Source organism: Microbacterium insulae (assembly GCF_042677065.1).
GTDB lineage: Bacteria > Actinomycetota > Actinomycetes > Actinomycetales > Microbacteriaceae > Microbacterium > Microbacterium insulae.
In genome coordinates this window covers 2,540,082-2,560,745 of record NZ_JBHTII010000001.1, presented here as the reverse complement: position 1 = coordinate 2,560,745, position 20,664 = coordinate 2,540,082, and the positions used below count along the sequence as shown (strand labels likewise).

Below are 20,664 nucleotides of genomic sequence, written 5' to 3'. Positions count from 1 at the left end.
TCGACGGCGCCTGCGCAGCATCCTGACAGCGCTCGCTATGAGCGCCCTAGGAACGAGCGACGATCCGGCCCAGCGGCGAGTCAGGCGGCGCCGTCGAACATGCTCGTCACCGAGCCGTCTTCGAACACCTCGTGGATGGCGCGCGCCAGGAGCGGCGCGATCGGCAGGATCGTGAGGCTCGGGAAGCGCTTCTCTTCGGGGACGGGGATCGTGTCGGTCACGACGACCTCGTCGATCGCGGTGCTCTGGAGGCGCTGGGTCGCCGGGTCGCTGAAGATCGGGTGCGTGGCGGCGACGATGACCTTGATCGCGCCGTTCGCCTTGAGCGCCTCGGCCGCCTTCACGATCGTGCCGCCGGTGTCGATCATGTCGTCGACGAGCAGGCACACGCGTCCGTCGACGTCGCCGACGATCTCGTTCACGGTGACCTGATTGGCCACCTTGGGGTCCCGCCGCTTGTGGATGATGGCCAGCGGCGCGCCCAGGCTGTCGGACCACGTGTCGGCGACCCGCACGCGGCCGGTGTCGGGCGAGACCACGGTGAGCTTCGCCCGGTCGTCCTGGGTCAGGGTGGTCTCGAAGTACTCGAGCAGCACCGGCTTGGCGAAGAGGTGGTCGACGGGGCCGTCGAAGAAGCCCTGGATCTGCGCCGCGTGCAGGTCGACGCTCATGACCCGATCGGCACCGGCGGTCTTGAGCAGATCCGAGACGAGCCGCGCGCTGATGGGCTCTCGGCCGCGGCCCTTCTTGTCCTGGCGGGAGTAGGGGTAGTAGGGCGCGACCACGGTGATGCGCTTGGCCGACGCGCGCTTGGCCGCGTCGAGCATGATGAGGGTCTCCATGAGCCACTCGTTGACGGGCGGCCCGAAGCTCTGGATCAGGAAGAAGTCGCAGCCGCGGATCGAGACCTCGAAGCGGGTCAGGATCTCCCCGGAGGCGAAGGTTCGGTACTCGGTGGGAACGAGCTCGGTGCCCAGCTGCGCCGCGACGTCGGTCGCGAGTTCGACGTGCGAGCTGCCCCGCGCGACCACCAGCCGCTTCTTGGTCTTGGCGACCAGACCCGGCGCGATGTCGTTGTCGCGGTCGAGCTCAACCGTCTTCTTCTTGCGCGCCATCGTCCGCCTTCTGTGCGGACCGAGCCCTGGCCGCGACCTCTGCGGCGCCGGTTCCCGGTCTGTTCTTCTCGACCCACCCCTCGACGTTGCGCTGAGGGGCGACGCTGAGAGCGAGGGCGCCGGCGGGCACATCCTTTCGGATGACCGCCCCGGCCCCGGTCTTCGCGCCGTCTCCGATCCTAACGGGCGCGACGAAGACGTTGTGCGAGCCGGTGTGGACCTCGTCGCCGATCTCGGTGCGGTGCTTGGCGAGATCGTCGTAGTTCGCGGTGATGGCCCCGGCGCCCAGGTTCACGCCGGTGCCGATCGTGGTGTCGCCGATGTACGACAGGTGCGGCACCTTGCTCCGCTCCCCGATGGTGGAGTTCTTCGTCTCGACGAAGGTGCCGATCTTCCCGCGATCGCCGAGGTAGGTGCCGGGGCGGAGGTAGGCGAAGGGCCCGACGTTCGCACCGGCGCCGATGACCGCGAGCGTGGCGTCCGCGCGCGTGACGACGGCGTTCTCGCCGACCTCGCAGTCCACGAGGCTCGTGTCGGGACCGACCGTCGCACCGGCGGCGATCGCCGTGGAGCGCAGGATGTGCGTGTTGGGCAGCACCGTCACATCCGGCCCGAGCGTCGCGGTGACGTCGATCCACGTCGTGGCGGGATCGAGGATCGTCGCACCCTCGAGCTGCCAGCGGCGCACGGTGCGGGCGTTGAGCAGACGCGCCGCCTCGGACAGCTGCACGCGGTCGTTCACGCCCAGGGCGGCCGCGGCATCCGGCGCACTCGAGGCCGCCACGGGGCGTCCTGCGTCGCGCAGCAGCGCCACCACGTCGGTGAGGTACTTCTCGCCCTGCACGTTGGCGGTTCCGACGCGAGCGAGCTGCGTGCGGAGCTCGGCGGCGCGGAACACGTACACGCCCACGTTGATCTCGGTGACGGATGCCTCGTCCGCCGTGGCGTCCTTCTGCTCCACGATGCGGGCGACGCCGCCGTCGACGTCGCGGAGGACGCGGCCGTATCCCGTCGGGTCCTCCACGACGGCGCTGAGGAGCGTCGCGGCCGATGCGCCCCCGCGGTGGGCGCTCAGGAGCGCGGCGAGAGTGTCGCCCTCGAGGAGCGGCACGTCGCCGCTCAGGACGAGCACGTCGCCCGCGAAATCGTCGAGCGCCGCGAGCGCGAGCTCGACGGCCCGGCCGGTGCCCGGCACCTCGTCCTGGTCGACGATCACCGCTCCCGGCGCCTGCTCGGCGATCGCCGCGGCCACGAGATCGCGCTCGTGGCGCACGACGACGGCGAGCGTGTCGGGCGCAAGGGTCGCGGCCGTCTCGATCACGTGCCCGACGAGGGGGCGGCCGCCGATGCGGTGCAGCACCTTCGGCAGCGAGGACTTCATTCGTGTGCCCTGACCCGCGGCCAGCACGATGACGGCGAGGGAGGGGGCGTCGGTCTTGTCGGTCATGCTCCGCCGCCAGGATTCGAACCTGGGCCTCACAGCTCCAAAGGCTGTCGTGCTGCCGTTACACCACGGCGGATCGCCGCGTCGGCGGCCGTCGTCAAGTCTGCCACGCCCTCGACGACAGGCCCGGCCCGCCGACGTCGATAATGGGGGGATGCCCAAGGAGACGGACGAGGTCGACCGCATCGTCGGCGCGTGGACGACGCAACGCCCCGACCTCGACTTCTCGCCGCTGGAGGTGCTCTCGCGCGTCGATCGGCTGTCGCGCCACCTCGACCGCGCGCGGCGCGAGGCGTTCCGGCGCAGCGAGCTCGAGCCGTGGGAGTGGGATGTGCTGTCCGCCCTCCGCCGCGCGGGCGAGCCGTTCCAGCTCAGCCCCAAGCACCTCCTGCAGCAGACGCTCGTCTCGAGCGGGACGATGACGAACCGCATCGATCGCCTCGTCGGCCGCCGGCTGGTCCGCCGCGAGGCCGACCCGGACGATGGCCGCAGCATCCTGGTGACCCTCACCGACGAGGGCAGAACACGGGTGGATGCCGCGATCACACGCCTCGTGGATGCCGAGGCCGTGCTGCTGGCGACCCTCTCGCGCAGCGATCGGGAGCGCCTGGCCGGACTCCTGCGCAAGCTCAGCCTCGGCTTCGACGTCTGAGCCGCCGCCGGGACGGTCCCGCGTCAGTCCATCTGCTCGGTCAGCTCGAACCAGCGCGCCTCGATCTCGTCGCGCTCGGACTCGAGGGTGCCGATGCGGGCCATCTCGTCGCCGAGCCCCACGTAGTCGGACTGGTCGTGATCGGCCAGCGCCGTGCGCGCGGCGGCGATCCGCGCCTCCAGCTTCTCCAGACGGCGCTCCAGTGCGGTGGCCTCCTTCTGCGCGGCGCGCAGGTCGGCGCCGGTCAGTCCGGACGGCACTGCGGGGGACGCCGCGGCATCCGTCCCCCTTGACGGAGCTGCCGACCGCTCGCGCTCACGGAGCCGCAGGTACTCGTCGACGCCGCCGGGCAGATGACGCAGACGACCGCCGAGGATGGCGAACTGCTGATCGGTCACGCGCTCGATGAAGTAGCGGTCGTGCGACACCACCAGGAGCGTCCCCGGCCACGAGTCCAGCAGGTCCTCCATCGCGGCGAGCATGTCGGTGTCGAGGTCGTTCGTCGGCTCGTCGAGGATCAGCACGTTGGGCTGCTCGAGCAGGATCAGCAGCAGCTGCAGGCGGCGCTTCTGGCCGCCCGAGAGGTCCTTGACCGGAGTGGACAGCTGAGCGCTCGAGAAGCCCATGCGCTCGAGGAGCTGGCCCGGCGTGAGCTCCTGCGCCTTCGACCCCGCGCCGAACGTGTAGCTGGTGCGCAGCCCGGCGATCACGATGCGCACCGCGTCGTCGAGGTGCTCCTCCAGCTCGTCCAGCCGCTGGGTGAGCGTCGCGACGCGGACGGTCTTGCCGCGCTTGACGCGCCCCGCGGTCGGCTCGAGGTCGCCCGAGACCAGGGCGAGGAGCGTGGACTTGCCCGCGCCGTTGACGCCGAGGATGCCGGTGCGCTCCCCCGGTGCGATGCGCCACTCCACGGGGTGCAGCACCTCGCGGGCGGGGCCGCCGTCGGGGGACGGATAGCTGACCGCCGCGTCGAGGAGGTCCACGACGTCCTTGCCGAGACGGGAGACGGCGAGCGACTGGAGCTCGGTCTTGTCGCGGATCTCGGGCACGTCGGCGATGAGCGCGTTGGCCGCGTCGATGCGGAACTTCGGCTTCGAGGTCCGTGCCGGGGCCCCGCGCCGCAGCCACGCGAGCTCTTTGCGCGCCAGGTTCTGCCGGCGCGCCTCGATCGAGGCCGCTTGACGGTCGCGCTCCACGCGCTGCAGGATGTAGGCCGCATAGCCGCCGTCGAACGGCTCGACGATGCCGTCGTGCACCTCCCACGTGCGCGTGCACACCTCGTCGAGGAACCAGCGGTCGTGGGTCACGACGAGGAGACCGCCGGCGCCGGTGGCCCAGCGCCGCGTGAGGTGATCGGCCAGCCACGCGATCGCCTCGACATCGAGGTGGTTGGTGGGCTCGTCCAGGAAGAGCACGTCGTGGTCGCCCGCCAGCAGGGCGGCGAGCGCGACGCGGCGTCGCTGGCCGCCCGAGAGCCCGGCCACCGGCCCGTCCCACGCGACGTCGGCGAGGAGGCCCGCGATCACCTCGCGCGTGCGGGGGTCGCCCGCCCACTCGTGCGAGGGGCGGCTCCCCACGACCGTCTCGGCGACGGTGAGCGCGTCGTCGAGCGTGTCCGCCTGGTCGAGGACGCCCACCCGCACACCGCTGCGCACCGTGACGCGCCCCGCGTCGGGGACGAGTCTTCCCGCGAGCATCGCGAGCAGGCTGGACTTCCCGTCGCCGTTGCGGCCGACGATGCCGATGCGGTCGCCCTCGTCGACGCCGAGCGAGACGCCGTCGAAGACGACCTTTGTCGGGAACTCCAGGTGAAGGGCCTCGGCCCCGAGAAGATGTGCCATGTCCCCTCCAGGCTAGGCGAGGCTCGCCCGGCGCCTCGCTCCGATTTGAGTTTTGAATACCCCCTGGGGTATCGTTTGCTGGGCCCCAGGGATACCCCCCGGGGTATGGGAGGACATCGTGAGACTGATCATCGTGGGCGGAGTCGCCGCAGGCATGAGCACGGCTGCGCGCGCCCGCCGGCTGGACGAGAGCGCCGAGATCATCGTGCTCGAGCGCGGGCCCGTCGTATCGTTCGCCAACTGCGGCCTGCCCTATCACGTGAGCGGGGAGATCCCCGCCGAGGCCGACCTGCTCCTGCACGATCCGGCGTCCCTGCGGGCCTCGCTCGATCTCGACGTGCGCGTCGGGCACGAGGTGATCGCGGTCGACACCGCCGCGCGAACGGTGACCGCCCGGGCGATGGACGCGGTCGTCACCCTCCCCTACGACGCGCTCGTGCTCGCCCCGGGGGCGTCGGCCGTGACGCCGCCGATCCCCGGCCTGGACTCACCCCGCGTGCACACCCTGCGCACCGTCGCCGACGCCGTCGCCCTGCGCGGCCACGTCGTGCGCGGAGACCGCCGCGCCGTGGTGCTCGGAGCGGGATTCATCGGGCTCGAAGCCGCGGAGGCCTTCCGGCACGCAGGACTCGACGTCGACCTCGTCGAGCGCGCCGATCAGGTGCTGCCGCCGCTCGAGCGCGAGCTCGCCGCTCCCCTGCGCGACGAACTGCTCCGGCTCGGCATCCGTGTCCACGAAGGCATCGGCGCCGCCCGCATCGAACGAGGCGTCGTTTCGGACGAGGTCGTCCTCGACGACGGCACCCGCGTAGAGGCCGACGTCGTCGTGCTGTCGGTCGGTGTGCGGCCCGACACCGGGTTCGCCCGTGACGCCGGCATCGAGACCGAACGCGACGCCATCGTGGTCGACGCGCACGGACGCACGTCGGCTCGCGGAGTGTGGGCTGCCGGAGACGCGACGGCGGTGCGCAACGCGATCACGGGCGCCATCGCGCCCGTCGCCCTCGCCGGACCCGCGAACCGCGCCGGACGACTGGTCGCCGACGACATCTTCGGTGTCCCCGGCGCCCGCGTCCAGGCGCCCGCGCAGGGGACCGCGATCGTGCGCGTCGGCCGACTGGCCGTCGCGATGACCGGGGCCACGAGGGCACAGCTCGAGGCTGCCGGCATCGGCTTCCGCACTCTCCACCTGCACCCGAACCAGCACGCGGGCTACTTCCCCGGCGCGGCGCCGATGCATGTCGTCGTGCACATCGGCGATGACGGAAGGCTGCTCGGCGCACAGGCGGTCGGCACCGAAGGCGTCGACAAGCGCATCGACGTCCTCGCGACGGCGATGCGCGCGGGAATGGGCGCCGCCGATCTGATCGACCTCGACCTGGCCTACTCCCCGCCCTTCGGACAGGCGAAGGATGCCGTCAACCTCATCGGGATGGTCGCCGAGAACGTGCTCACGGGTCGCCTCCGGCTCTGGTACGCCGCAGACCTCGACCGGATGCGCGAGGACGCGATGATCCTCGACGTCCGCTCATCCGCGGAGTACGCGTCCGGGCACATCCCCGGCTCACTCAACGTGCCGCACACCGAGTTGCGGGCGCGAATCGACGAGGTCCGCGACGCGGCCGCCGGCCGACCGGTGCGCGTCCTGTGCGCGGCGGGCGTGCGATCGAACATCGCCCACCGCGTGCTCGTCGCGCACGGGTTCGACTCGGCCTCGCTGTCCGGCGGGATGCGCACCCTCGAGCACTGGTACGGCGCCGATCTCGATCGCATCCTCACCCGCGAAGGAGCCTACGCATGATCATCACCGGAACCGCCGAGGAGCAGGAGGCGACCCGCAAGCGCATCGCCAACCGGCTGCGTCGCGCGCAGGGGCAGCTCGCGGGCGTGATCGCGGCCGTCGAGTCCGGCCGATCGTGCCGCGACGTCGTGACCCAGCTCGCCGCCGTCACGAGCGCGCTCGACCGCGCCGGCTTCGCGATCGTGTCGGCGGCGATGCGCGACTGCGTCACAGATCCCGCCGGCGCCGAGGAAGCCGAGGGCCTCACGGCCGAAGAGCTCGAGAAGCTCTTCCTCGCGCTCGCCTGACCGGTGCGCGCCGAAAGAACGAGAAGGAGGACATGATGTGCAGAAGAGTGACATGCGCGGTGTGCGGCAAGGCCACGTGGGACGGCTGCGGTCAGCACGTGGAGGAGGCGCTGGCCGGAGTGCCGCAGGCGCAGCGGTGCGCCGGGCACGACCCCGCCCCCCGCGGCGGAGGGCTGTTCGCCGCTCTCCGACGCCGCTGACGCGTCAGTACCAGATGCTCAGGCGCGGCGGGGTGTTCCACGAGAACACCCGCGCCGCGGTGACGATGTCGGTCGACCGTACCCGGCCCGCCACGGCGAGCGTCGCGAGCGACACGCCGCCCAGGTAGGCCGCGGACAGTTCCTCGATGCCGAGCGACACCTCGACGGCCTCCGTCGGTGCGTCGTCGCCCGCCGGGCGCACACGCCCCACGCCGTCGCCGTCCACCTCGAGAAGGAATCGTCCGGCGGCGTGCCCGAGCGGATCGGCGACGTCGAGCAGCAGGGCACCGGGCGCGTTGTAGCGGCGCACCTCGAGAGCGGCGAGCACGTCGAGGATGCGCACGTACTGGTGGTCCCGCACGCTCACCTGAGCGGCGCGCTGATCGGCGATCATCCACCGCAGCGGCTCGTCGACCGACAGCTCGTCGGCGTGCACCTCGGCCACCAGGTCGAGCTCGAGAAGGAAGCGCCACAGCGCCGCGTAGGCGTCGTCGCCGTCGGCCAGCAGGTAGGCCACGCGCACCGTCGCCTTCGTGAAGTCGTCGTGGTTCTCGCTCACGGTGTACAGCGCCAGTCCGCGCACGACGCCGGACGGATCGGTGTACTGGACGGCGCGCTTGTCTCCGGCCTTCTCGGCGGTGGGTGTCGTCCCCGCGAAACCGTCCCAGTGCGAGCCGGGCACGTCGATCTCGCCGGCGACCCGCAGACGGACGCGCTCGTGGAGGTCGGGGACGAGCGCACGCAGCGTCTCGCGCGAGATGAAGTCCACTCGCCCGTCGGGTCGGGGCCCGATCCAGCCCGCGCGTCGCGTCTCGATGCGCCACGACGCGCTGGCCGCTGCCGGCGCGAAGCCGTAGCGCCCGTACAGGGGCGACTCGCTCACGGTGAGCATGGCCATCGGGATGCCGCCTGCCGCCGCCGCACGGAGCTCGCCCTCGAGCATCGCCCGCGCGATCCCCCGACGTCGGTGGGTCGGAGCGACCGTGACGGCGGAGATCGCGCACGAGGGAAGGGCGCTGCCACCCGGGACGGTCAGCTCGCCGAGCCAGGACGCGATCGTCGCGACGGGCGCCTCGGGCACCGGCGCCGTCGGGTCGTAGACACCGGTGAGCCGCCGGTACGCCGACCGCTCGCGCGCGGACGCGATGTGCTCCGCGGTGCGCTCGCCGTCCTGGAACCCGCGTGCGACCGACTGCAGCCAGGGCGCGAAGTCGTCGCCCTCGACGCTCGTGCGCCGGTAGTCCAGCCCGCCGCCCGCGAGCCTCACGCGCGACTGCTCGTCGACCGGTGCGGCGCGGAACGCCGCGCGGTCGGTGTCGGGTGCCGCCGGACCGTTCGTGGTCATCGTGCGTCCTCCAGGGTCGATCGTCAGAGCCGGATCACCCGCGCGCCCGCGACGGGCCCGTGCACGTGGAGCGCGGTCAGTCCCGCGGCCGAGAGCATGACCTGCACCTCGAGAGCGGACTCGGGATCCGGTGCCAGGAATGCCAGCGTAGGCCCGGACCCCGACACCAGGCCCACCAGCGCACCCGAGCGCTCGCCGAGGTCGAGGACCTCGCGCAGCGCGGGCCGCAGCGAGAGCGCCGCCGCCTGCAGGTCGTTGCGCGTGTGCTCCGCGAGGGCGACGGGGTCCGCGGCGCGCAGGGCGTGGAGGACCGAGCGATCCACCTCGGGCGCCCCGACGGGGGGCGCGATGTCGTTCCGGGCGCGCAGCGCGTCGAGGTGCGCGTACACCTCAGGAGTGGACAGCCCCTCCTCGGCGGGCACGACGACCCAGTCGAAGCGGCCCTTGGCCAGCGCCGGGCTCAGCTGGTCCCCGCGTCCGGTTCCGATCGCGGTCCCGCCCATCAGCGCGAAAGGCACGTCCGCGCCGAGTCGCGCGGCGAGCTTGTGCAGTTCTGTCGTCCCCAGATCGGCCCCCCACAGCGCATCGCACGCGACGAGCGCGGCCGCGGCATCCGCGGAGCCCCCGCCCATGCCACCCGCGACCGGCACCGCCTTGACGATGTCGAGGTGCACGCCACCGCTGTGGCCGATGCGCTGGGCGACGAGCCGGGCCGCGCGCAGGGCGAGGTTGCGATCGTCCGAGGGGACACCCGACACGTCGACCGTGCCGGAGACCGAGACGGTGAAGTCCACCGCCTCGGTGGCCCAGACCTCCTCGTACAGCGACACGGCCTGGTAGGCCGAGGCGACGTCGTGGTAGCCGTCGGACTGCACCTCGCCGACCTCGAAGAAGAGGTTGAGCTTCCCGGGGGCGCGCACGTGCACCCGGTTCTCGGCCAGGGCTTCGCTCACGAGGTGGCCGACTCCGCCCACAGGTCGACGTCGATGCCGTCCGAGAGGGCGTCGATCTGCTCGAGCTCCTCGGTCGTGAAGGCCGGTCCGTCCAGAGCGGCGAGGTTCTCGTCGAGCTGCGAGGGGCGGGACGCCCCGATGAGCGCCGAGGCGACCACGGGGTCGCGCAGCACCCACTGGATCGCCATCTGCGCGAGAGACTGGCCGCGCTCCTTGGCGACGACATCCAGTCCGCGCAGCGTCGCCAGCCCCTTGTCGCTGAGCGGCCCCGCGGGCAGGGAGCGCCGCTGCTGCGCGCGATCGGCCTCTCCCCCGCCGAGGTACTTGTCGGTGAGGAGTCCCTGCGCGAGCGGGGTGAAGGCGATCGCGCCCATCCCCTCCTGCTTCAGCACACCCGTCAGGCCGTCCTCGACCCAGCGGTTGAGGATCGAGTACGCCGGCTGGTGGATCACCAGCGGCGTCCCGAGCGAGCGGGCGACGGATGCCGCGACCGCCGTGCGCTCGGCGCTGTAGGACGAGATGCCGACGTACAGCGCCTTGCCCTGGCGCACCAGGGTGTCCAGCGCGCCGACCGTCTCCTCGACGGGCACGTCGGGGTCGACGCGGTGGGAGTAGAAGATGTCGACGTAATCGACACTCATCCGCTTGAGCGACTGCTCGGCGCTGGAGATGAGGTATTTGCGCGATCCGCCGTTGCCGTACGGACCGTGCCACATGTCGTAGCCGGCCTTGGACGAGAGGATGAGCTCGTCGCGGTACGGGGCGAAGTCCTCGCGCATCATCCGCCCGAAGTTCGTCTCCGCGGTTCCGTACGGCGGGCCGTAGTTGTTGGCGAGGTCGAAGTGCGTGATCCCCTTGTCGAACGCGTGGCGGAGCAGGGCGCGCTGGTTGTCGAAGGGGATGTTGTCGCCGAAGTTCCACCACAGCCCGAGGGACACCGGTGGAAGGGTGAGGCCCGAGGTGCCCACGCGGCGGTAGTCGCGCAGATCGTAGCGGTCGTCGGCGGCGGTGTACGGGCGGTGGAGGTCTCCTCCGCCGGAGCGGTAGTTCGGCTGGTCGGTCACCGGTCCAGGCTAGCGGCGGAGGCCGCCGGGTCGCAGGGTGTGCGCGAAGAGGCCAGGCACACCCGCCGAGACGCTGTCAAGGGCATCGGCGGAAACGTCGCCGTAACGCAGAGTGCCTAGGGTGAGAAGGCCCGGCCGCGCGATGCGGCCCTCACCCCCCGCAGCGAAGGAGGATCCGTTGCCCGCACTCTCGGTCGTGCCGAACCCCCAGGACAGCTGGTCGTCGCTCCTCGCGCGCCCCGACATCGCGCTCGAGGGCGGCTGGCTCCATCTCGTGCACGACTCGGTCACCCCCGAAGAGGCGCGCACCGCGGATCTGCTCCTCGTCGCCGACGCCCTCGAGTCCGCCGGCATCCCGGTCCTCCTCATCCGCCACGACCGTCGGGTCCCGGCGCTCGTCGTCGATCTGTCGCGGCGCGTCGAAGCGATGACGGCGCTCGCATCGGCCGGTGAGCGCGAACCCCTCTACGTCAAGGGCAAGGGGAAGCAGGCCCAGCGGGCGACGGAGGCGACCGTTCCGCCCGATGCCCCGCGAATGCTGCGCGTCTTCCGTCCGCGGCTCGCGCGCGCGGGCGGACTGCGCTACGGCGCATCGCTGGGCGCGCGAGTCGAGTTCTGGCGATTCGGGGAGGAGCTCGTCGAGGCCCCGCACGACAACGCGCTCACCCGGCGCCTCACCCCCGTCACCGACCTCGAGCCGGTCATGGTCGAGCGCTACGGGAGGATGTGGCCCTCCCTCGCGGGCATGTTCGACCTGCAGCCGCACGAGTTCGCCGAGGACGTCGACATGGTGTTCTCGTGGGTCGACGGCTCGTCCAGCGAGTTCCAGCGGCAGCGCGCCGCACGCATGGAGGAGTACGTCGTCGGCGAGGGCGACGCCGGACCGGCCCGGTACCGGCACGTCGATGAGCTGCGGTACGCCCTGCGCAGCGTGCACATGTACGCCCCGTGGGTGCGGCGCATCTTCATCGCGACCGATTCGCCCGCTCCCTCGTGGCTGGTCGAGCACCCGAAGGTGACGATCGTGCGCAGCGAGGAGTTCTTCGCCGACCCCGCCGTCCTCCCGACGCACAACTCCCACGCCGTCGAGGCGCAGCTCCACCGGATTCCCGGGCTGGCCGAGCACTTCCTGTACTCCAACGACGACATGTTCTTCGGCCGGCTCGTGGAGCCCGAGATGTTCTTCACCCCCGGCGGCCTGACGAAGTTCGTCGAGTGCGAGGTGCGTATCGGCGCCGGCGGTCCCGCGGCTCATCGCAGCGGTCACGACAACGGGCTGCGCGTGAACCGTGCCCTGCTGGCCGATCGATTCGGCCGCTCGATCGTGCGCGACCTCGAGCACTGCGCCACGCCGCTGCGCCGCAGCGTGATGGCCGAGCTCGAGCAGACCTTCCCCGAAGACTTCGCGAGGACCGCGGCATCCCGTTTCCGTTCCGCGACGGACATCTCGGTGACCAACAGCCTGTACCACTACTACGCGCTCATGACCGGGCGGGCCGTCGCGACGCGGCAGCCGCGGACGCGGTACGTGCAGACCACGCTCGCGGCCTCGCTCGCGCGCATGGAGCGTCTCGCGCGGCGGACCGACGTCGACATGTTCTGCCTCAACGACGGCGGCGAGACCGAGGTGCCCGAGCAGCTGCGCACGCGGGTCGTGCGGGACACGCTCGAGCGCATGTTCCCGGTGCGCGCCCCGTGGGAGCGCGCCGAGCTCACCGCGGCAGAGCGATCGGCGCGGTCGGCGCATCCCTCCGCGCGTCGCTGAACGGTCCGATCCCCGCGTCTGCCAGGCGGCGCTGCGCCTCGGCGGCGTCGATGTGCTCGAGAGTCCGCGGCGCGTCCACGGGGACGACGGAGTGCACCACGGTGTCGTCGTACAGGTGGATGAGGTTGAACGCCTGCGCGCCGTCCTGCGGCCGCGTCCCGCCCGTCGGGACGGTGAGGTCCTGCGCGTAGCAGGTCGACGACGCCACCGACACCGGGATGCCGGCGAACGTCGCGAACGTCGAATAGTGCAGGTGCCCCGCGATGATGGCGCGCACGTCGCTGCCGCGGAGGACCTCGCCCAGGCGTCGCTGATCGCGGAGTTCGACGCTCGCCGCGAGGGGCAGCACGCTCGGAACGGGCGGGTGGTGCATCGCGAGGATGGTGCCCAGCGGTGCGGGGGTCGCAAGGACGTCCGCCAGCCACGCCAGCTGCTCGTCTCGGAGCTCTCCGTGGTGGTGGCCGGGCACGGTGGAGTCCAGAGTGATCAGCCGCAGACCGTCGAGCTCCGCGACGTCGTCCACCGGCGCGGTCCCTCCGGGCTGATCCAGCAGCGCGCGGCGGAAGCCGTCGCGGTCGTCGTGGTTGCCCATGACCCAGAAGACACGGGCGCCGATGCGCTCGGCGAACGGCTCGACGAGACCGCGCAGGTCGGCGTAGGCGCCGGGCTCGCCCAGGTCGGCGAGATCGCCGGTGAACACCACGGCATCGGGACGGATGCCGCTGCCCTCGATGGCGGTGAGGGCGCGCGCGAGGCGCTCGGCGCCGTCGACGAGGTCGAAGAGGCGCGAACCGTGCGCGCGCAGGTGGGTGTCGCTGATATGAAGCAGGACCCGCTCCGGGTCCGGGTGCTCGGCGGTCGGCATCTCCACTCCCCGCCCCGTGGACGAGACGGGACTTGCGGGAATGTTACCGGCGTGTTTCGTCGCTCCCAGGTGAAACGCGGTGAACGCTGAGGGAACCCTTGGGGTCAGATCACCCGCGCGATGCGCGCGAAGTCGTCGATCGACAGCTCCTCGCCGCGCGCGGTGGGCGCGACATCCGCCCTCTCGAGAACGGCGGATGCCTCGGCCGCGGTGCCTCCGAGCACACCCGCGAGCGCCTGACGCAGCATCTTCCGGCGCTGCTGGAACGCCGCGTCGATGATCGCGAAGACGCGGCGGCGCTCCGCCTCGCTCCCCCGCGGCTCCGGGTCGCGATGGAAGCCGACGAGCACGCTGTCGACGTTGGGCACCGGCCAGAAGACCTGACGCGACACCGTGCCGGCCAGGCGCCACCGCCCGTACCACGCCGCCTTCGCGCTGGGGGCTCCGTACACCTTGGATCCGGGTGGGGCGGCGAGGCGCTCGCCGACCTCCGCCTGGACCATGACCACTCCGCGCTCGAGGCGTGGGAACGTCTCGAGGAAATGCAGCAGCACCGGGACGGACACGTTGTACGGCAGGTTCGCCACGAGCACCGTCGGGTCGCCGGGGAGCTCGGTGATCCGCAGCGCGTCCGCGTCGACGACGGTGAGCGCGCCGTCCGCCACGCCGTGCGCGGCGGCGGTCGCCGGAAGCCGCGCGGCGAGGCGATGATCGATCTCGACGGCGGTGACGGATGCTCCGGCCTCGAGGATCGCGAGGGTCAGGGAGCCGAGCCCGGGGCCCACCTCGACCACGGAGTCGCCCGCCGCGACCTCGGCCACGTGCACGATCTTGCGCACCGTGTTGGCGTCGACGACGAAGTTCTGACCCAGCTTCTTGGTGGGAGTGACGTCGAGGTCGGCGGCCAGCGCGCGGATCTCGGCGGCGCCGAGGAGGGACACGGGCATGGGTTCACCCTACCGACTGATCTTCCGCGCGCCGTGCGGCCCTCTCGCCCCTGTCCGCGGCGCACGCTAGCGTGACGGAATGGCCGGCACCGGATCGATCCCCGCGGACGCGTTCTCCCTCAAGAGTCCCTACGGACGACGAGCGATCGGCCTCTCGGTCGCGGCTGCCGTCGGGGGCTTCCTCTTCGGCTTCGACTCCTCGGTGATCAACGGCGCCGTGGACTCGATCTCCCAGGACTTCGCCATCAACGACGTCCTCACCGGCTTCGTCGTCGCGATCGCGCTGCTGGGCTGCGCGGTCGGGGCGATCGTCGCCGGCAACCTGTCGGACCGCTGGGGCCGGCTGCGGGTGATGTTCCTCGGCGCGATCATGTTCTTCGTCAGCTCGCTCGGCGCCGGTCTCGCCTTCGCCGTGTGGGATCTCGCGCTGTGGCGCGTGATCGGCGGACTCGGCATCGGCATCGCCTCGGTCGTCGCACCCGCCTACATCGCCGAGATCGCCCCACGCCAGATCCGCGGCGGCCTGGCGTCGCTGCAGCAGCTGGCGATCACGATCGGCATCTTCTCGGCGCTGCTCTCGGACGCCCTGCTCGCGGGTGCGGCGGGCGGCGCCGACAACGTCCTGTGGTTCGGCCTGGAGGCCTGGCGATGGATGTTCATCGTGGGGGTCGTCCCGTCGGCCGTGTACGGCATCCTCGCGTTCACGCTTCCCGAGTCCCCGCGGTACCTGCTGGCGAAAGGGAGGACCGACGAGGCCCGCGCGATCTTCGCGCAGCTCGTGCCGCCCGCCGACCTCGACCACACGATCCGCGATCTGCAGACCGCGATCGAGACCGACCGCAAGAACGCCGGGGTGTCGCTGCGCGGACCGGTGCTGGGGCTCCAGCGGATCGTGTGGGTGGGCATCATCCTGTCGGTCTTCCAGCAGTTCGTCGGCATCAACGTGATCTTCTACTACTCGACGAGCCTGTGGCAGTCGGTCGGGTTCGACGAGGGCGACTCGTTCCTGATCAGCGTCGTGACCTCGATCACCAACGTGCTGGTGACCCTCGTGGCGATCTTCCTCGTCGACCGGGTGGGTCGGAAGCCCATCCTGCTCACGGGCTCGGTGATGATGACCCTGTCGCTCGGCCTCATGGCGGTCTCGTTCCTGTTCTCGACCACCAACGCGCAGGGCGAGGTCGAGCTCGGCGCACCGTGGGGACCCATCGCGCTCGTGGCCGCCAACGTCTTCGTGATCGGCTTCGGCGCGTCGTGGGGGCCGCTCGTGTGGGTGCTGCTCGGCGAGATCTTCCCGAGCCGCATCCGCGGAAAGGCGCTGGGCGTGGCGGCGGGCGCCCAGTGGATCGCCAACTTCCTCATCACGATCTCGTTCCCCGCGATGTCGTCGTGGTCCCTCCCGCTCACGTACGGCATGTACGCGGTGTTCGCCGCCCTCTCGTTCGTCTACGTCGCGTGGCGCATCCCCGAGACGAAGGGCATGGACATCGAGCAGACCGAGACGCTCTTCACCCACCGCGGGGCCGCGCCCTCGTCCTGACACCCACGGGCACGCCGCGCGCGCGGGCATAGGATCGTGGGATGCCCTCTCTCGGCGAGCTGATCGCGCCCCGCCGGATGGGACGGGACTTCCGCTGGCTCCTGTCCTCCTCGTGGACCAGCAACCTGGGCGACGGGATCGCCCTGGCCGCCGCACCCCTGCTGATCGCCTCGCTCACCGATTCGGCGGTGCTCGTCGCCGCGGGCGCCATGATGCAGTTCCTGCCGTGGCTGCTGTTCGGCCTGCTGGCCGGTGCTGTCGCCGACCATCACGACCGGCGCCGACTGGTGATGCTGGCCAACGGGCTGCGGGCGGTCATCGTGGGGCTCCTGGTGGTGTTCCTCCTCACCGGACAGGCGACCGTCTGGATCGTGCTGGCCACCGCTTTCCTCTACGGCACCGCCGAGGTGTTCGCCGACTCGGCCGGCAGCACCCTCCTGCCGATGGTCGTGAAGCCCGCCGACCTCGGCATCGGCAACGCGCGCATGCAGGCCGGCTTCCTCGTCGCCAATCAGCTGGCCGGTCCGCCCCTGGGCGCGTTCCTCTTCGCCGTCGGCTCGTTCTGGCCCTTCGTCCTGCAGGTGCTGTGCGTGAGCCTCGCCGTGCTGCTCATCTCGAGGATCTCGCGCACTCCGGTGCCGGAGCATCCCGCCGCCGACCGCGGAACGAAGGTGCACGCGATCCGGGAGGGACTGCGCTGGCTGCGTCACAACGCACCGGTGCGCACGCTCGTCGTCATCATCCTCGTCTTCAACATCACGTGGGCGGCGCCGTGGGGCGTGCTCGTGCTGTACGCCACCGAGTACCTCGGCATGGGTCCGGTCGGCTACGGGGCACTCACGACCGCCTCCGCGCTCGGAGGATTCGTCGCGGTCTTCGCGTTCGGATGGCTCGAGAAGCGCGTGTCATTCGCGACGCTCATGCGGGTATGCCTGTCGTGCGAGGTGCTGATGCACCTCGGGTTCGCGCTGACGACCTCGCCCGTCGTGGCGTTCGCGATCATGTTCGGCTTCGGCCTGTACGCCTTCATCTGGGCGACCATCTCGACGACCGTCCGCCAGCGACTGGTGCCGATGGCACTGCAGGGCCGCATCGCGTCGGTCAACATGGTCGGCGTGTTCGGCGGGCTCGTGATCGGGCAGTTCATCGGGGGCGTCCTCGCGCAGCTGTTCGGGCTCACGGCTCCGTGGTGGTTCGCGTTCGCCGGTTCCGCGATCACGCTCGCCCTCGTGTGGCGCTCGATCTCCCATATCGCCGCGGCCAAGCCCGTTCTCGACCCGGACGAGGTCGACCGGATCCGTCCCGAGGACGAGCCGGGCGCGGGCGGGATGCCGCTGCCGGACTGAGCCGTCGCTCGGGCGGTCGCCCGCCGGAGCCCTGGCGCTGCAGTTCGCGGCATCCGCAGCGTCGCGCGACGCAGCGCTCGCCGGAAACTGCCGCCGGTGCGTCGCCGCGCTCAGTCCTCGAACGGACCGTAGACCTCGAGCGTGTTCGCGGCGATCTGGGCGCACAGCTCGTCGAGGTCGACGCCGAGCTCCTGCGCCAGGAAACGCACCGTCACCGGGATCAGGTAGGGGGCGTTCGGGCGGCCCCGGTGCGGCGTCGGCGTCAGGAACGGGGCATCCGTCTCGACCAGGATGCGCTCGCGCGGCGTCACCCGGAGCGCGTCGCGGAGGTTCTGGGCGTTTTTGAACGTGACGTTGCCCGCGAACGAGAGGTAGTACCCCTCCTCGGCGGCGATTCGCGCCATCGCCTCGTCCCCCGAGAAGCAGTGGAACACCGTCTTCTCGGGCGCGCCGACCCGTTCGAGGGTCGCGAGCACGGCGTCGTGGGCGTCGCGGTCGTGGATCTGCATCGCGAGGCCGTGCGTCTTCGCCAGCGCGATGTGCGCCTCGAAGCTCTCGAACTGGGTCGGCTGCCCGGACTCATCGGTCCGGAAGAAGTCGAGCCCGGTCTCGCCGATCGCCCGCACGCGGGGCTGCGCGGCCAGCTCATCGATCACGCCGATCGCCTCGTCCAGGCGTCCTGCGGCCGCATACGCGGGCGCTTCGTTCGGGTGGATGGCGACGGCGGCGAGCACGCGCGGATGGGACGCCGCCGCCCACGCCGACCAGCGGCTGGACTCGATGTCGCCTCCGGCCTGCACCACGCCGATCACGCCCACCTCCCCCGCTCGGGAGAGCTGCTCGTCGAGCGACAACCCGACGCCGTCCTCGATCTCGAGATGGGCGTGGTTGTCGTACACGGGCACGGCGAGCGGTTCCGGCGCGTCGGGGTAGCTGACGTCGCGCGACCCCTGCTCGCGGGTCCGGACGTAGTTGCTGGGGTCAGTCACCGGGTCGCTCAGACCGACTGCTCGACGCGCGGGAAGAGCGGGGCGAGTCCGTTCACCGACGTGCCCGGCTTCAGGATGCCCCAGCCCCCGGCCTCGCGGATCGGCTGGTCCTGCAGCCGACCGAGCGTCTCGGCCGCACCGAGCGCGATCCACAGCTTCTCGGTCGACACGGGCATGACCGGCGACAGCAGGACCGCGAGCGCGCGGAGCCCTTCGGCGGCGGTGTACAGCACGGTGCCGAGGCGCTCGCGCTGGGCCTCGTCCTTCGCGAGCGCCCACGGCTCGTTCTCGGTGATGTAGAGGTTCAAGGCGTCCACGATCGTCCAGACCGAGGTGATCGCCTCGTCGATCCGGAACCGCTCGATCGCCGCGTCCGCGGCGGCCGCGGCATCCGCCACCGTCTTCTGGATGTGCAGGTCGGCCTCGGCGTACGAGCCTGCGGGTGGCACGATGCCCTCGAAGTAGCGCTCGATCATCGCGGTGGTGCGCGAGGCGAGGTTGCCGAAGCCGTTGGCGAGCTCGGCCTGGTAGCGGGCCGACAGGTCCTCCCACGAGAACGAGCCGTCCTGCCCGAAGGCGATGGCCGACAGGAAGTAGAAGCGATAGGCGTCGGAGCCGAACACGTCGGTGATCTCGGTCGGCGCGATGCCGGTGAGCTTCGACTTGGACATCTTCTCGCCGCCGACGAGGAGCCAGCCGTGCGCGAACACCCCGCGCGGCACCTCGACACCCGCGGCCATCAGCATGGCGGGCCAGATGACGGCGTGGAAGCGCAGGATGTCCTTGCCGACCACGTGGAAGGCCGGCCAGCGGCGCGCGAACTGCTCGGGGTCCCCGCCGTAGCCGACGGCTGTGGCGTAGTTGAGCAGCGCGTCGACCCACACGTAGATCACGTGCGACTCGTCCCACGGCACGGTGATGCCCCAGTCGAAGGCGGAGCGCGAGATCGACAGGTCCTTCAGACCCTGCTTCACGAACGAGACGACCTCGTTGCGTGCCGACTCCGGGCGAATGAAGTCGCTGCCGGCGTAGAGCTCAAGCAGGCGATCCTGGAACTCGGAGAGCTTGAAGAAGTAGTTCTTCTCCTGGAGCAGCTCGAGCGGCTTCGAGTGGATCGCGCACACCTTCAGGCCCTCGAAGGGACCGGTGCCGTCGACGATCTCGGACTCCGGCTTGAATTCCTCGCACCCCACGCAGTACAGCGCCTCGTACTCGCCGGCGTAGATGTACCCGCGGTCGTAGATGGCCTGGACGAACTGCTTCACGCGCTCCTCGTGACGCGGCTGCGTCGTGCGGATGAAGTCGTCGTTGGCGACGTCGAGGGTCTTCAGCAGCGGGAACCACGATTCGCCGACGAGCTTGTCGACCCACTCCTGCGGCGTGACGCCGTTCGCCGAGGCGGCGCGCATCATCTTCTGGCCGTGCTCGTCGGTGCCCGTCAGCATCCAGGTGTCGTCGCCGGCCTGGCGGTGCCAGCGCGCGAGCGTGTCGACCGCCACGGTCGTGTAGCCGTGGCCGATGTGGGGCACGTCGCTCGGATAGTAGATCGGCGTCGTGATGTAGAAGGAACGGCCGGAAGTCACCCGAGGATTCTAGTCGCGCGGGGCGGGCGCCCCGGCCGGTGTTACCCGCGGACGGCGAGCGCCGCCTGGTAGAGCTCGCGCGACGAGTGGCCGGTGTACGCGGAGACCTCGCCCGCGGCATCCTTCAGACGCGTCCCCGACCGGACGAGCTCGAGGACCTGCGTGACCGCGTCGGGGAAGGCGACCTCGCGCCGCGCCGCACCGGCGACGACGATCACGAGCTCGCCGCGAACGCCCCCCTCTGCCCACGCGACGAGTTCGGACAGCGTCCCCCGCGCGACCTCCTCGTGGAGCTTGGTGAGCTCGCGGCACACCGCGGCACGTCGGTCGTCGCCGAACGCGGAAGCCATGTCGGACAGGGTCCCGGCCACGCGGCCGGGCGCCTCGAAGAACACGAGCGTGCGCGGTTCGGCCGCGAGGGCGCGCAGCGCGGCGGCCCGCTCCCCCGGTTTGCGGGGGACGAAGCCCTCGAACGCAAACCGGTCCGTCGGCAGACCGGAGACGGCGAGCGCCGTGAGGACGGCGCTCGGTCCGGGGATCGCCGTCACGGTGACGCCGGCCGCCGCAGCGGCGGCGACCACCCCGTAGCCCGGGTCGCTCACGGTGGGCATGCCGGCGTCGCTCAGCAGGAGCACGTCCCGGTCGCGGGCGAGCTCGACGAGCTCGGAGGCACGGTCCTTCTCGTTGTGGTCGTGCAGGGCGATGAGCCGCGGCCGATTCGCGATTCCGAGGGCGGCGAGCAGGCGCTGCGTGGTGCGGGTGTCCTCGGCCGCGACGACCGTCACGGTCTCGAGCGCCTCCACGAGCCGTCTCGACGCGTCGCCGAGGTTGCCGATCGGGGTCGCCGCGAGGATGATCACGCCCTCAGCCTACGGCGGCTCGCCGCGCTCCCAGAGTGGTCGCGCGGAGCCCGCCTACACTGTCACC

General features: G+C 71.4%; 18 protein-coding genes and 1 tRNA gene. 7 read left to right on the top strand and 12 right to left on the bottom strand.

Translation table 11 applies throughout. From position 1 onward, the window contains the following. Positions 1-80: 80 nt before the first annotated feature. The 3 genes from ACFQ0P_RS11920 to ACFQ0P_RS11910 form a co-directional block, all read right to left on the bottom strand. Entirely contained in the window at positions 81-1,115 is a 1,035-nt protein-coding gene (locus ACFQ0P_RS11920) for a ribose-phosphate diphosphokinase (protein ID WP_204978907.1), read from the bottom strand. Continuing rightward, complete coding sequence (gene glmU, locus ACFQ0P_RS11915; protein ID WP_204978906.1) at positions 1,090-2,562, bottom strand: bifunctional UDP-N-acetylglucosamine diphosphorylase/glucosamine-1-phosphate N-acetyltransferase GlmU; 1,473 nt, start codon at positions 2,560-2,562, stop codon at positions 1,090-1,092. Before glmU ends, ACFQ0P_RS11920 begins: the two co-directional genes overlap by 26 nt. A gap of 1 nt (position 2,563) precedes the next feature. Next, positions 2,564-2,635, bottom strand: a tRNA-Gln gene (locus ACFQ0P_RS11910). Between the two features lie 78 nt (positions 2,636-2,713). Between ACFQ0P_RS11910 and ACFQ0P_RS11905 the strand changes: the two genes are divergently transcribed. Next, positions 2,714-3,211: a MarR family winged helix-turn-helix transcriptional regulator gene (locus ACFQ0P_RS11905; protein ID WP_204978905.1), complete on the top strand. Its 498-nt coding sequence runs from the start codon at positions 2,714-2,716 to the stop codon at positions 3,209-3,211. A 23-nt stretch (positions 3,212-3,234) separates the two neighbouring features. Here the strand turns inward: ACFQ0P_RS11905 and ACFQ0P_RS11900 are convergent, their stop codons facing one another. After that, positions 3,235-5,052 carry an ABC-F family ATP-binding cassette domain-containing protein gene (locus ACFQ0P_RS11900; protein ID WP_204978904.1) on the bottom strand — a complete coding sequence of 606 codons (1,818 nt, stop codon included), beginning with the start codon at positions 5,050-5,052 and terminating at the stop codon, positions 3,235-3,237. 118 nt (positions 5,053-5,170) lie between these two features. Between ACFQ0P_RS11900 and ACFQ0P_RS11895 the strand changes: the two genes are divergently transcribed. The 3 genes from ACFQ0P_RS11895 to ACFQ0P_RS11885 are packed head-to-tail and all read left to right on the top strand — an operon-like array spanning position 5,171 to position 7,340. After that, on the top strand, positions 5,171-6,853 hold the full coding sequence (locus ACFQ0P_RS11895; protein WP_204978903.1) for an FAD-dependent oxidoreductase: 1,683 nt from the start codon (positions 5,171-5,173) through the stop codon (positions 6,851-6,853). After that, complete coding sequence (locus ACFQ0P_RS11890) at positions 6,850-7,140, top strand: metal-sensitive transcriptional regulator (RefSeq protein ID WP_204978902.1); 291 nt, start codon at positions 6,850-6,852, stop codon at positions 7,138-7,140. Before ACFQ0P_RS11895 ends, ACFQ0P_RS11890 begins: the two co-directional genes overlap by 4 nt. Positions 7,141-7,172: 32 nt before the next feature. Then, on the top strand, positions 7,173-7,340 hold the full coding sequence (locus ACFQ0P_RS11885) for a hypothetical protein (RefSeq protein WP_204981559.1): 168 nt from the start codon (positions 7,173-7,175) through the stop codon (positions 7,338-7,340). Positions 7,341-7,344: 4 nt separating this feature from the next. Here ACFQ0P_RS11885 and ACFQ0P_RS11880 read toward each other — a convergent pair whose 3' ends face one another. Genes ACFQ0P_RS11880 through ACFQ0P_RS11870 form a run of 3 tightly spaced genes read right to left on the bottom strand, consistent with a single transcriptional unit; the run spans position 7,345 to position 10,702 of the window. Then, positions 7,345-8,685 carry a GNAT family N-acetyltransferase gene (locus tag ACFQ0P_RS11880; RefSeq protein ID WP_204978901.1) on the bottom strand — a complete coding sequence of 447 codons (1,341 nt, stop codon included), beginning with the start codon at positions 8,683-8,685 and terminating at the stop codon, positions 7,345-7,347. Between the two features lie 23 nt (positions 8,686-8,708). Next, the gene (locus tag ACFQ0P_RS11875) at positions 8,709-9,638 is read right to left on the bottom strand and encodes a 4-(cytidine 5'-diphospho)-2-C-methyl-D-erythritol kinase (protein ID WP_204978900.1); all 930 of its coding nucleotides are present in this window, start codon (positions 9,636-9,638) and stop codon (positions 8,709-8,711) included. Then, positions 9,635-10,702 carry an aldo/keto reductase gene (locus ACFQ0P_RS11870; protein ID WP_378772245.1) on the bottom strand — a complete coding sequence of 356 codons (1,068 nt, stop codon included), beginning with the start codon at positions 10,700-10,702 and terminating at the stop codon, positions 9,635-9,637. The genes ACFQ0P_RS11875 and ACFQ0P_RS11870 overlap by 4 nt, the downstream gene beginning before the upstream one ends. 142 nt (positions 10,703-10,844) lie before the next feature. On the opposite strand from ACFQ0P_RS11870, the gene ACFQ0P_RS11865 reads away from it, so the two are divergent. Further along, the gene (locus ACFQ0P_RS11865) at positions 10,845-12,467 is read left to right on the top strand and encodes a stealth family protein (RefSeq protein WP_204978899.1); all 1,623 of its coding nucleotides are present in this window, start codon (positions 10,845-10,847) and stop codon (positions 12,465-12,467) included. Here the strand turns inward: ACFQ0P_RS11865 and ACFQ0P_RS11860 are convergent. Both ACFQ0P_RS11860 and rsmA read right to left on the bottom strand, forming a co-directional pair. Continuing rightward, a complete protein-coding gene (locus ACFQ0P_RS11860; RefSeq protein WP_204978898.1) occupies positions 12,415-13,332 on the bottom strand; it encodes a phosphodiesterase in 918 nt (305 codons plus the stop codon). The genes ACFQ0P_RS11865 and ACFQ0P_RS11860 overlap by 53 nt on opposite strands. 104 nt (positions 13,333-13,436) lie before the next feature. Beyond that, complete coding sequence (rsmA, locus tag ACFQ0P_RS11855; RefSeq protein WP_204978897.1) at positions 13,437-14,279, bottom strand: 16S rRNA (adenine(1518)-N(6)/adenine(1519)-N(6))-dimethyltransferase RsmA; 843 nt, start codon at positions 14,277-14,279, stop codon at positions 13,437-13,439. A gap of 79 nt (positions 14,280-14,358) precedes the next feature. On the opposite strand from rsmA, the gene ACFQ0P_RS11850 reads away from it, so the two are divergent. Both ACFQ0P_RS11850 and ACFQ0P_RS11845 read left to right on the top strand, forming a co-directional pair. Continuing rightward, positions 14,359-15,819, top strand: a complete 1,461-nt coding sequence (locus tag ACFQ0P_RS11850) for a sugar porter family MFS transporter (RefSeq protein ID WP_204978896.1) — start codon at positions 14,359-14,361, stop codon at positions 15,817-15,819. A gap of 41 nt (positions 15,820-15,860) precedes the next feature. Next, the gene (locus ACFQ0P_RS11845; RefSeq protein WP_204978895.1) at positions 15,861-17,165 is read left to right on the top strand and encodes an MFS transporter; all 1,305 of its coding nucleotides are present in this window, start codon (positions 15,861-15,863) and stop codon (positions 17,163-17,165) included. A gap of 110 nt (positions 17,166-17,275) precedes the next feature. On the opposite strand, the gene ACFQ0P_RS11840 is transcribed toward ACFQ0P_RS11845, so the two are convergent. Genes ACFQ0P_RS11840 through rsmI form a run of 3 tightly spaced genes read right to left on the bottom strand, consistent with a single transcriptional unit; the run spans position 17,276 to position 20,597 of the window. Next, positions 17,276-18,154 (bottom strand): TatD family hydrolase, encoded by an 879-nt coding sequence (locus ACFQ0P_RS11840; RefSeq protein WP_378772243.1) that lies wholly within the window; start codon positions 18,152-18,154, stop codon positions 17,276-17,278. Between the two features lie 8 nt (positions 18,155-18,162). Continuing rightward, the gene (gene metG / locus ACFQ0P_RS11835) at positions 18,163-19,737 is read right to left on the bottom strand and encodes a methionine--tRNA ligase (protein ID WP_204978894.1); all 1,575 of its coding nucleotides are present in this window, start codon (positions 19,735-19,737) and stop codon (positions 18,163-18,165) included. 41 nt (positions 19,738-19,778) lie between these two features. Then, on the bottom strand, positions 19,779-20,597 hold the full coding sequence (rsmI, locus tag ACFQ0P_RS11830; RefSeq protein WP_204978893.1) for a 16S rRNA (cytidine(1402)-2'-O)-methyltransferase: 819 nt from the start codon (positions 20,595-20,597) through the stop codon (positions 19,779-19,781). Positions 20,598-20,664: the final 67 nt, after the last annotated feature.

Coding starts and splice junctions, on each gene's coding strand:
- ACFQ0P_RS11890 (WP_204978902.1), top strand. CDS start 6,850: ATGATCATCACCGGAACCGCCGAGGAGCAGGAGGCGACCCGCAAGCGC.
- ACFQ0P_RS11850 (WP_204978896.1), top strand. CDS start 14,359: ATGGCCGGCACCGGATCGATCCCCGCGGACGCGTTCTCCCTCAAGAGT.
- ACFQ0P_RS11865 (WP_204978899.1), top strand. CDS start 10,845: ATGCGGCCCTCACCCCCCGCAGCGAAGGAGGATCCGTTGCCCGCACTC.
- ACFQ0P_RS11900 (WP_204978904.1), bottom strand. CDS start 5,052: ATGGCACATCTTCTCGGGGCCGAGGCCCTTCACCTGGAGTTCCCGACA.
- ACFQ0P_RS11905 (WP_204978905.1), top strand. CDS start 2,714: ATGCCCAAGGAGACGGACGAGGTCGACCGCATCGTCGGCGCGTGGACG.
- glmU (WP_204978906.1), bottom strand. CDS start 2,562: ATGACCGACAAGACCGACGCCCCCTCCCTCGCCGTCATCGTGCTGGCC.
- ACFQ0P_RS11920 (WP_204978907.1), bottom strand. CDS start 1,115: ATGGCGCGCAAGAAGAAGACGGTTGAGCTCGACCGCGACAACGACATC.
- ACFQ0P_RS11885 (WP_204981559.1), top strand. CDS start 7,173: ATGATGTGCAGAAGAGTGACATGCGCGGTGTGCGGCAAGGCCACGTGG.
- rsmA (WP_204978897.1), bottom strand. CDS start 14,279: ATGCCCGTGTCCCTCCTCGGCGCCGCCGAGATCCGCGCGCTGGCCGCC.
- ACFQ0P_RS11845 (WP_204978895.1), top strand. CDS start 15,861: ATGCCCTCTCTCGGCGAGCTGATCGCGCCCCGCCGGATGGGACGGGAC.
- ACFQ0P_RS11880 (WP_204978901.1), bottom strand. CDS start 8,685: ATGACCACGAACGGTCCGGCGGCACCCGACACCGACCGCGCGGCGTTC.
- ACFQ0P_RS11860 (WP_204978898.1), bottom strand. CDS start 13,332: ATGCCGACCGCCGAGCACCCGGACCCGGAGCGGGTCCTGCTTCATATC.